12 protein-coding genes are annotated in these 9,341 nt (G+C 69.7%); 3 read left to right on the top strand and 9 right to left on the bottom strand.

Features of this window, described 5'->3' with window-relative positions; genetic code table 11:
- Positions 1-240: 240 nt before the first annotated feature.
- Positions 241-1,182, top strand: a complete 942-nt coding sequence (locus Q0M60_RS05560; RefSeq protein ID WP_296817013.1) for a hypothetical protein — start codon at positions 241-243, stop codon at positions 1,180-1,182.
- On the opposite strand, the gene era is transcribed toward Q0M60_RS05560, so the two are convergent.
- The 3 genes from era to lepB are packed head-to-tail and all read right to left on the bottom strand — an operon-like array spanning position 1,179 to position 3,735.
- Positions 1,179-2,129, bottom strand: a complete 951-nt coding sequence (gene era / locus Q0M60_RS05565; RefSeq protein WP_296817015.1) for a GTPase Era — start codon at positions 2,127-2,129, stop codon at positions 1,179-1,181. The two genes, Q0M60_RS05560 and era, sit on opposite strands and share 4 nt — an antisense overlap.
- Positions 2,126-2,821: a ribonuclease III gene (gene rnc / locus Q0M60_RS05570; protein ID WP_296817017.1), complete on the bottom strand. Its 696-nt coding sequence runs from the start codon at positions 2,819-2,821 to the stop codon at positions 2,126-2,128. The genes era and rnc overlap by 4 nt, the downstream gene beginning before the upstream one ends.
- Complete coding sequence (gene lepB / locus Q0M60_RS05575) at positions 2,818-3,735, bottom strand: signal peptidase I (RefSeq protein WP_296817020.1); 918 nt, start codon at positions 3,733-3,735, stop codon at positions 2,818-2,820. Before lepB ends, rnc begins: the two co-directional genes overlap by 4 nt.
- Positions 3,736-3,744: 9 nt before the next feature.
- Between lepB and Q0M60_RS05580 the strand changes: the two genes are divergently transcribed.
- Positions 3,745-4,350, top strand: a complete 606-nt coding sequence (locus Q0M60_RS05580; RefSeq protein ID WP_296817022.1) for a hypothetical protein — start codon at positions 3,745-3,747, stop codon at positions 4,348-4,350.
- A gap of 4 nt (positions 4,351-4,354) precedes the next feature.
- Here Q0M60_RS05580 and acpS read toward each other — a convergent pair whose 3' ends face one another.
- From acpS to Q0M60_RS05610, 6 genes are read right to left on the bottom strand one after another with little or no spacing between them, the layout of a single operon-like run.
- Complete coding sequence (gene acpS / locus Q0M60_RS05585) at positions 4,355-4,759, bottom strand: holo-ACP synthase (RefSeq protein WP_296817024.1); 405 nt, start codon at positions 4,757-4,759, stop codon at positions 4,355-4,357.
- On the bottom strand, positions 4,756-5,520 hold the full coding sequence (locus tag Q0M60_RS05590) for a pyridoxine 5'-phosphate synthase (protein ID WP_296817026.1): 765 nt from the start codon (positions 5,518-5,520) through the stop codon (positions 4,756-4,758). The genes acpS and Q0M60_RS05590 overlap by 4 nt, the downstream gene beginning before the upstream one ends.
- Positions 5,517-6,101: an orotate phosphoribosyltransferase gene (pyrE, locus tag Q0M60_RS05595; RefSeq protein WP_296817029.1), complete on the bottom strand. Its 585-nt coding sequence runs from the start codon at positions 6,099-6,101 to the stop codon at positions 5,517-5,519. Before pyrE ends, Q0M60_RS05590 begins: the two co-directional genes overlap by 4 nt.
- Positions 6,102-6,551 (bottom strand): DUF6265 family protein, encoded by a 450-nt coding sequence (locus Q0M60_RS05600; protein ID WP_296817032.1) that lies wholly within the window; start codon positions 6,549-6,551, stop codon positions 6,102-6,104.
- A 27-nt stretch (positions 6,552-6,578) separates the two neighbouring features.
- On the bottom strand, positions 6,579-7,388 hold the full coding sequence (locus tag Q0M60_RS05605; protein WP_296817034.1) for a DUF6597 domain-containing transcriptional factor: 810 nt from the start codon (positions 7,386-7,388) through the stop codon (positions 6,579-6,581).
- Entirely contained in the window at positions 7,385-8,281 is an 897-nt protein-coding gene (locus Q0M60_RS05610) for an agmatinase family protein (protein ID WP_296817037.1), read from the bottom strand. Before Q0M60_RS05610 ends, Q0M60_RS05605 begins: the two co-directional genes overlap by 4 nt.
- Positions 8,282-8,331: 50 nt before the next feature.
- Here Q0M60_RS05610 and hutI point away from each other — a divergent pair.
- The coding region (gene hutI, locus Q0M60_RS05615; protein ID WP_366855596.1) for an imidazolonepropionase at positions 8,332-9,341 on the top strand (1,010 nt) is incomplete at its 3' end.

Raw genomic sequence — 9,341 nt, forward strand, 5'->3', positions numbered from 1 at the left:
AGGTAGGTGGCGTTCTCGGTGAACAGGCTGAACAGGGCGTCGCCGTCCGCCGCGCTCTCGGCGGCGTGCATGGCGTCCAGTACGGCGGAGGCGGCGGTCTCCTCGGGCTCCTCAGACAGGGCCGGCGTCCCCCAGGCGAGAAGGGCGACCGCAGCTACGGCTGACTTTGCGAGCATATTGAGTCTCTTGCCTTGTGACCGGTCGCCATCCTAGCCTCCTTCGCGGGGTTTGGGGGCTTTCATGGATGATGAAGTGGTGATGCCGCGTGCGCGCTACGAAGCGCCGCGCGACGACAATAGCTGGATGGTCCTGCTGGCGGCGGCCATCGCCACGATCGTGGCCGGCTACATCCTGACACGGCAGGCCTATGTGCTGCCGCTGGGCGATCTCTCGGTCATGCAGGCGCTGGGCCAATCAGCCGGCAAGATCGCCATCCGGATCGTGCCCCTGGCCCTCATCGGCGGAGCCGCTCTCTGGTTCTTGATGACCAGGCTCGGCCGGCCTCGCGTGGGCCCTCTCGCGGCCGTGGTGGTGACGGTCGGCGCCCTTGCAGGCTCGGGGCTCCTCGTAGGCCTCACCGCCCTGGAGAAGGCGGAGTACATCAAGGACAACGAGAGCCTGCGCCGGCCGCCCTCGGAGCGGATCGCGGCCCGCTACCAGCAGGCGCTGTTCCACAGCTACAACGCCTTCAACGGCCGCCTCGACAACCTCTTCCAGTTCAGGGTCTCCTACCGATCCAGCCCCGGCGACGCCGAGGACATTGAACGCGCCCGGCGCGGGCTGGAGACGGCGCGGCAGGCAGCGCGCAACTTCGAGTCGGCCGTGGCCGACAATCAGGCCCGAGCGCTGGCCGACGTGGAGCGAACCAACCTCAGCCGGTTCGGCAAGGCGTCGGCCCGCGCCGAACTGCAGGAGGTGTTTGACGCAAACGCGCCGACTGTCGAGCGCATCGTCGAGCTCAACGGTGAAATCCTCGATCAGATCGAGGCGCAGGTGGAGGTCCTGGAGGGCTCTCTCGGCCGCTGGAACCTCCAGTACGGCATGGTGGCCTTCCGCAATCAGTCCGACCTCAACGCCTTCCGGACGGCTGGCGAGCGGCTGCCCGAACTCACGGCTGAGGCGACCGATCTGGTCCGACAACTGGGCGTCCAGGCGGCCGAGGCGTCAGGGCCCTCCGCCTAGACGTCGAACTCCAGCCCGACCTGGCCATAGAGGTCGCGACGCTCGGCCCAGCGCTCGTCGGTCTTGACGTGCAGGAACAGGTGAACCCGGTGTTCGAACAGGGCTTCGAGCTCTTCGCGCGCGGCCTGGCCGATCCATTTCAGCGTCTGGCCGCCCTTGCCCAGCACGATGGCCCGCTGGCTGTCGCGCTCGACATAGATGTTGGCCTCGATCCGGGCCGAGCCGTCCTGGCGCTCCTCGAAGCTGACGGTCTCGACCGCGGCGGCGTAGGGCAGTTCGTCGTGGACGCGCAGGTAGATCTTCTCGCGCACGATCTCGGCCGCCAGCAGGCGCAACGGCAGGTCGGCAGCCTGATCCTCCGGATAAAGCCAGGGGCCCGGCGGCATGAGCTCGGCCAGCCGCGCCTTCAGGTCATCGACCCCCGACCCCTGGGCCGCCGAGATCATGAAGACCTCCGAATAGGCGCCGGTGTCGAAATAGGTCTGGGTGACGGCGAGAAGGCTGTCGCGCTTGACCCCGTCGATCTTGTTGAGCGCCAGAATGGCCTGGCGGCCGGACGCCTTCAGGCCTTCGGTGATGGCGCGCGCGTCCTCGACCGAGCGATGGTCCGCCGCCTTGGCGCGGCCTTCGGAGACGGCCAGCTCGGACTGCACGTCGACCAGATGGACCACGGCGTCGGCGTCCTCCGCCCCGCCCCAGGCCGAAGCGACCATGGCGCGGTCCAGCCGACGGCGCGGCTTGAAGATGCCGGGGGTGTCGACCAGCACGATCTGCGCCTCGCCCACATTCAGCACACCGCGCACCGGAAAGCGCGTCGTCTGGACCTTCTTGGTCACGATCGAGATCTTGGAGCCGACTAGGCGGTTGGTCAGGGTCGACTTGCCGGCGTTGGGCGCGCCGATGATGGCGGCGAAGCCGGCGCGGGTCTTGGGGGGGTCGTCAGTCAAATCAGGCCTTCGCGGCTTAGCATGGCGGTGGCGGCGGCCTTTTCGGCCTCCTGGCGGGAACGTCCCTGGGCGATCATGGGCTCCACGCCTTCGACCGTCACCTGGACGGAAAAGACCGGCGCGTGGTCGGGACCGGTACGGCCGATGACCTCATAGACGGGCAGCGGCAAGCCGCGCCCTTGCGCCCACTCCTGCAGGGCGGACTTCGGGTTCGACTGGCGCGGGCGGCCGCCACTGGCGAGTTCGTCGGCCCAGATGCGCTCGAAGACCGCGCGTGCGGCCTCGATGCCGCCATCGAGATAGACGGCGGCCATGAGCGCCTCCGCGGCGTCGGCGAGGATGCCGTCCTTGTCGCGGCCGCCGGTCTTGGTCTCGCCGGGCGAAAGCCTCAGGGCGGGTCCCACCTCCAGCCGGCGGGCCACCCGCGCGCAGCTGTCACGATCGACCAGAGCGTGAAGCCGCTTGGACAGCTCCCCTTCGTCGGCCTTGGGATAATCCGCCGACAGCCGCTCGGCCGTCAGGAGCCCCAGCACCCGGTCGCCAAGAAACTCCAGCCGCTGATAGTCGGGCACGGCCTTGCCGCCCTCGCCCACGCTGGGGTGCGTCAGGGCGCGTTCGAGAAGCTCAGGCGTCGAAAAGACGTGGCCCAGCCGGGTCTGGAGCGCTTCGACCGCGCCACGTCGGACGTTCATTCCAGGTCGGTGAAGAACCGCTCGGGCCGCACGTTGGCGAACCAGCTGACCGGGTTGAACAGCGAGGCGCCGGGCGTCCAGGAGAACAGGATCACCTGCGCCTTGCCGACCAGGTTCTCCTCCGGCACCAGGCCGACGCCGCCGACTTCCCACGGATAGCGGGAGTCCATGGAGTCGTCGCGGTTGTCGCCCATGACGAAGTAGTGGCCCTCGGGGACCACGAAGACATCGGTGTCGTCGCTCGGAGAGCCCGGGCCGAAGTCCTGGATGCGGAACTCGGCGCCGCCCGGCAGGGTCTCACGCAGCTGGGTCGGGCCCTCGCCGAAGGCACCGCGCACCTGCGTCGCCTCGACCTGGACGTCCTCCACCGGGCTGCCGTTGATGTGCAGCACGTTGGAGATCATCTGCACCCGGTCGCCCGGCACGCCGATGATGCGCTTGATGTAGTCGGTGTAGCCGGCGCCGTCATTGTTGGGGCGCTTGAAGACGACGATGTCGCCGCGTTCCGCCTGGCGGCCCATGATGCGGCCCTCGAAGATCGGCGGGCTCCACGGGATCGAGTGACGGCTGTAGCCGTAGCTCCACTTCGACACGACGATGTAGTCACCCTCGTAGAGGTTCGGCTCCATGGAGGCCGAGGGGATGGTGAAGGGCTGGAAGAAGAAGATCCGGACCACCATGGCGATGGCGAGCGCGTAGACGACCGTCTTGATGATGTCCCACAGCTCCGAGAAGAAGCCGCCCTCGGACTTCTTCCTGGCCTTGCGGCCGCCCGACCGAGCGTAGGCCGGGCGATCGTCGGCGTCCTCGAACGGGGCGTCGCCATTGTCACTCCAGATCGGACGCGAGGCGGGCGCGGACGCCGCGGCCGCGGCGGCCCCCACCGCCGCTGCGGCGGCTCCGGCGACGGCCACGTCCTCGGCATGGTGATCGTGATGCGCCGGCTCCGGATGCGTCTCGACCGGGTGGTGCGGCTCTGCGGGCGCATGAGCGGCCTCGGCGTGCCCGTGATCGTCATGCGCGGTCACGCCATGAGAATGGTCGTCGTGAGCCGCAGCGTGCCCGTGATCGTCGTGAGCCGCAGCCTGCCCGTGATCGTCGTGAGCCGCGGCGGGCGCGGGCTCGGCATGGGCGTGATCGTCATGCGCCGCTACGACGTGCGCGTGCTCCTCGTGCCCGTGCGCCGTGGCGTCATGAGCGTGAGGGTCATGGCCGTGCTCATCGGAATGGGCCTCGACCGGCGCGTGATGCGCGTCGGTAGTGTCGTGGGCGTCGTGATGAGCCGGCTCATGATGCGCGGGCTCGTGATGATCAGCATGGCCGTGCGCGTCCGCCGCAGCCTCATGCTCGACCTCGAGCAGGACCGCCTGGGCTTCCGCCGGCGAGGCTTCGGCATGCGCGTCATGGTCAGGCGCCTGGGGCGCCGCCGGTTCCGGCGGGGCGTGAGGCTCCGCCTCGGGCTCATGCGGCTTGTCGTGGTCGTCGCTCATGTCGGGAACCCCACCCGGAAAAAACCGCGTCTGGCGTAACCGTTCATTGTGACAGCGGCAAGGCCTCGATCACCACGAATGCAAGGGCGTACGGATGGTCATCGGTGAGGCTCAGATGGATGTTCGCGCTGTGCCCCGGAGGCGTCAGCACGGCCAGCCGCTCCGCCGCTCCGCCGGTCAGGGCCAGGGTCGGCTGGCCGCTCGGCAGGTTCACCACGCCCATGTCGCGCCAGTAGACGGCCCCGCGCATCCCCGTGCCCAGCGCCTTGGCGCAAGCCTCCTTGGCGGAAAAGCGCTTGGCGTAGCTGGCGGCGCGGTCCGGCTTACGTTCGGATCGGACACGCTCGATCTCGGTGAAGCAGCGGCGGGTGAAGCGCTCCCCGAACCGGTCCAGGCTGTCGGAAATGCGCCGAATGTCGGTGATGTCGGAGCCGATGCCGATGATCACGCGGCGATCTCCGCCCGCCCGGCGTCCATGGCGGCGCGCATCCGGACGATGGCGGCCTCCAGGCCCACGAAGATCGCCTCCCCGATCAGGAAATGCCCGATGTTCAGCTCGACCACTTCAGGCACCGAGGCCAGGTGGGCGGCTGTCTCGAAATCCAGACCATGGCCGGCGTGAACCTCCAGCCCGAGGTCAGCCGCCAGGGCGGCGCTATCCCGGAGCGCCTGCAGGGTCTCGGCCGCCGCCTCTTCCTCGCCGTCGCGCAGCAGGTCGCAGTAGGCCCCGGTGTGCAGCTCGACCACCTGGGCCCCGGCTCGGGCCGCCGCCTCGATCTGCGGCCGGTCGGCGGCGATGAACAGCGAAACCCGGCTGCCGGCGTCGCGTAGGCGAGCCACCGCGGGCGTGATCCAGTTATGACCCCCGGCCACATCCAGCCCACCCTCGGTCGTGCGTTCCTCGCGCCGCTCCGGCACCAGACAGACGGCAGGCGGGCGATGGCGGAGCGCGATGGCCACCATCTCCTCGGTGACGGCCATTTCGAGGTTCAGGGGGCGCTTCTGCCGGCCGAGCAGCTCCGACAGGCGCTCGATGTCCTGGTCGGAGATATGGCGACGGTCCTCGCGCAGGTGTGCGGTGATGCCGTCGGCGCCGGCCCCAAGCGCCATTTCCGCGGCGCGGACCGGATCGGGCAGGTCTCCGCCCCGGGCGTTCCGGACGGTGGCCACGTGGTCGATGTTGACCCCGAGCCGAAGCGGCCGCGTCACGCCTTCAGCCTCCGGCTGCCGGGGTCCTCGATGGGTATGGCCGCCAGTTCCGGCGGCAACTGGTCAGCCGGATAGGCGGGCACGGCCAGACGCGCCAGGGCGATCAGCGGCACCCCGACGTCCACCTTTCCGCCCGAACGATCGACCACGCAGGCCGCTGCGACCACCTGTCCCCCCGCCTCGCGGATGGCGGTGATGCATTCGCGCGACGACAGGCCGGTCGAGACGATGTCCTCGACCATCAGCACCTTCTGGCCGGGCTCTAGCGTGAATCCGCGCCGCAGGGCGAAGCTGCCGTCCACCCGCTCCACATAGAGCGCCGGGACCCCAAGGTGTCGGGCGGTCTCGTAACCGGGAATGATGCCCCCCACCGCCGGCGAGACCACGACATCGACCTCGCCGACCTCTTCTCGCACGCGCTCGGCGAGCGCGCGGCACAGCCGCTCGCAGCGGTCGGGATGGGCGAACACGAGGTTCTTCTGCAGGAAGACCGGACTGTGTAGGCCGGAGGAGAGGACGAAGTGCCCTTCGCGAAGGGCCCCGACGGCCCGGAACTCGGCGATCACTTCTTCCAGACGCATTCAGGTCCCCGGGCAGCGCGCATTCAGCTCCGCAGCCTGATAGACCCACTCCATCGACCGCGGCTGGCCGTCGATGGTCCCTTCGATCCGACCGGTCAAGACGTCGCCCTCACGCGAATAGATGACGCGGTTCGGAAAATCGTTTTCGGGGTTCTCGAACACGGCCCGCTGGCCTTCCAGCGCGATCAGGGGAAAGACCACGTTGGCCCCGGTCGGCTCATAAACGAACGCCAGGCGCCCGTTGACCGTCGCGAACATCGTCCGCTCGGACGAGACGCGGTCGCCGTCCAGATTGACCGTGGTGTTGAACAGCGCGCCGCCCCGGGCGTCGGACCAGTATTCGGCGACTTCGCGGCCGTCTTCGCAGGACAGCCAGTAGCCTGCGACCCAGTTCAGGTCAGACGCGGGCGCGGCGGCGAGCTGAGCGGCGGCGAGAAGTGAGATGAGCATAGACCCCTCCGTGGTGACCCAGCTTCACTAGACCGCGCCCCCGGCGTCCGGCTTGTAGGAATGCGACACCAGCGAGCGAGCCAGGCCCGCCTTCTGACCGGCCCATTCCGTCGCCGTCAGGCCCAGGAAGCGTCGAAAGTCGTGGGCCATCTGCGGCTGGTCGAAATAGCCGGCCGCCAGCGCCGCCGAGACCCAGCCACCGTGGCGGTCCGCCTCAATGGCGTCGAAGACTTTGCGGAATCGCAGGATCGCTCGAAGCGTGCGCGCCGGGATGCCCACGCGCTTCAGGAACCGCCTTTGTCCGGCGCGGTCCAGGCGGACAGGCTGATCGGCGTAGAGGGCGGTGATGGCGGCCCGGACCGCGGCGTCAGGCGGCGTGGCGTCCCGCAGGTCATCGACGATCGCGGCCTCCAGCAGGGCCAGCGGGTCGGTCGCGCCGTCCAGCGTCGCCAGCATCCTGCGCGTCCAGTCCGGCCGCAGATCCATCAGGTCGAGATGCGAATCCGTCGCCGCCTGGATCGGCTGGCCGAGCCATTCGAAGGCCCCGTCCGGCTCGAAGCGGACGGCGAAAACGCGGGTGGGCCCCGGCGCCTGGATCCAGAGCGGCCGTGTCAGCTGACCGACGAACATCGCCTCCGGCTGGAGCGCCACCTCACCGCCCGCCCGCCGCTCCTGGTGAGGCGGTCCAAGGTCGAAGATCAGTTCGGGGCAGCCGTCGGCGCAGATCGGCTGCGGCTCGGCGTCGGCCTCAGAACGGGTGTAGGTCCAGATGCGCCGGACCCACGGCCGGATCGCCGGCGACGGCTCGCGTTCCTCGTAGGTGAAGCCGTCGCTCAACGGCTGGCGAAGCCCGCGAGCACCTCGCAGAACCAGCGGGCGGCGGTCAGAGTGGAGACGTCGCCGGGGTCGAGCGACGGATCGAACTCGGTCAGGTCCACGGCCCGTACCTTAGAATGGGCGGCGATGGCGCGCGTGGCGTCGAAGAAGGCCTGGGCTGTGACCCCTCCGGGGCGCGCGCCCGGCGCGGCCCAGAACTGGCCCCGATCGATCACGTCGATGTCGAAATCCACGTAGATCACTTCGCTTAGAGCCGACAGCCGATCCAGTTCCTGAAGGGCGACAGCGGCCAGACCGACCTCGCGGCACTCCCGCGCGGTCCGCACCGAGATGCCCGCGGCGCGGGCCTTCTCGTGCGCCTTGCAGGTGTTGGCGAAGGGAGCCAGGCCGATCTGGCTGATGCGGGCGCCGGACAGGCCGTCTTCCAGCAGCGCCTGGATGGGATTGCCGTTCGTCAGGCCGCAGTCGGTGTCGCGCAGGTCGAAATGGGCGTCGAGCGTCAGGACGCCGACCCGTTGCAGTGTCGGGTCGACCCCGTGCACGCCCGGGCGCGTGATCGCGTTGTTGCCGCCAGCCAGGATCACCAGACCGCGGCCGGCCTGCGCAGCGACAGCCGCCTTCACGGGCTCGAAGGCGTCGGCGGGCGAGACGGCCTTCAGGAAGACGTCCCCGACGTCGTGGACCTTCAAGGCCGAAAGGTCGGTGCGCGTCTCCAGGTCATAGGTCGACATGCGCGGCAGCGCGGTCCGCAGCGCCTTGGGGCCCAGGTCGCAGCGCCCCGGCGTCAGGGACCGCTCATTCAGCGGCGCGCCGATCAGGGCGACGGGCGCGTCCGGGTGATCGCCCAGAAGGTCGGCGGCCGAGGTCCAGCCGAGGCAGTCCGAAGTGGTCATGCTGCGCCGTAACCTAGCGAGTGCGGACCTGTCCATGTAGAGCAGCCGTCATGTGGGATCACCTCCTGATCGGCGGCCACGCGGCGACAATGACGCCGGGCCATGGGCCCTACGGCGCCGTGCGCGACGCCGCGCTCGCCATCCAGGAAGGCCGAATCGCCTGGATCGGCGTCGCAGCCGATCTGCCGGGCGAGCCCGCCAGCCTGGCGCGTCAGGTGGAGGACCTCGCCGGCGCCTGGATCACCCCGGGCCTCATCGACTGCCATACCCACCTCGTCTTCGCCTCGAACCGCGCCGGCGAGTGGGAGAAGCGGCTGAACGGCGCGACCTACGAGGAGGTCGCCCGGGCCGGCGGCGGCATCCTCTCGACCGTGCGGGCCACCCGCGCCGCCAGCCAGCAAGAGCTGACCGCCTCGGCCCAGCGACGGCTGGACGCCTTGGCCTCCAACGGCGTGACGACCGTCGAGGTGAAGTCCGGCTACGGCCTCGACCTCGACTCGGAGCTGAAAATGCTCCGCGCGGCCGGCGACCTGACCGGCGCCCGCGTTCGCCGGACCCTGCTTGCCGCCCACGCCGTGCCGCCGGAGCACCGGGAGGACCGCTCGGCCTACGTCGACCTGATCTGCGAGCGGATCATTCCCGCCGCTGCCGAAGAGGCCCTGGCCGACGCCGTCGACGCCTTCTGCGAAACCATCGGCTTTACCCCGACCGAGGTCGAGCGCGTGTTCGAAGCCGCCAACGCACACGGCCTGCGCGTCAAGCTCCACGCCGAGCAGCTGACCGACCAGGGCGGGGCTGAGCTGGCCGCCCGTTTCGGCGCCCTCTCGGCCGACCATCTCGAGCACTTGACGCCCTCCGGTGTCGCGGCCATGGCCGAGGCTGGCGTGGTCGCCGTCCTGCTGCCGGGGGCCTATTACTTCCTCAAGGACAAGACCCCTCCGCCGGTCCAGGCCTTGCGCGATGCAGGCGTGGCCATGGCGGTCGCGACCGACTGCAACCCGGGGACCTCTCCCCTCACCTCGCCGCTCCTGGCCATGAACATGGCCTGCACCCTGTTCGG

The sequence above is a fragment of the Brevundimonas sp. genome (assembly GCF_024711105.1).
Taxonomy (GTDB): Bacteria; Pseudomonadota; Alphaproteobacteria; order Caulobacterales; family Caulobacteraceae; genus Brevundimonas.

What these genes read in the sequence shown, in the direction of transcription:
- Q0M60_RS05580 (WP_296817022.1), top strand. Translation starts at nt 3,745, where the DNA reads ATGGTGATCGTGATGCGCCGGCTCCGGATGCGTCTCGACCGGGTGGTG.
- Q0M60_RS05610 (WP_296817037.1), bottom strand. Translation starts at nt 8,281, where the DNA reads ATGACCACTTCGGACTGCCTCGGCTGGACCTCGGCCGCCGACCTTCTG.
- Q0M60_RS05600 (WP_296817032.1), bottom strand. Translation starts at nt 6,551, where the DNA reads ATGCTCATCTCACTTCTCGCCGCCGCTCAGCTCGCCGCCGCGCCCGCG.
- Q0M60_RS05560 (WP_296817013.1), top strand. Translation starts at nt 241, where the DNA reads ATGGATGATGAAGTGGTGATGCCGCGTGCGCGCTACGAAGCGCCGCGC.
- rnc (WP_296817017.1), bottom strand. Translation starts at nt 2,821, where the DNA reads ATGAACGTCCGACGTGGCGCGGTCGAAGCGCTCCAGACCCGGCTGGGC.
- pyrE (WP_296817029.1), bottom strand. Translation starts at nt 6,101, where the DNA reads ATGCGTCTGGAAGAAGTGATCGCCGAGTTCCGGGCCGTCGGGGCCCTT.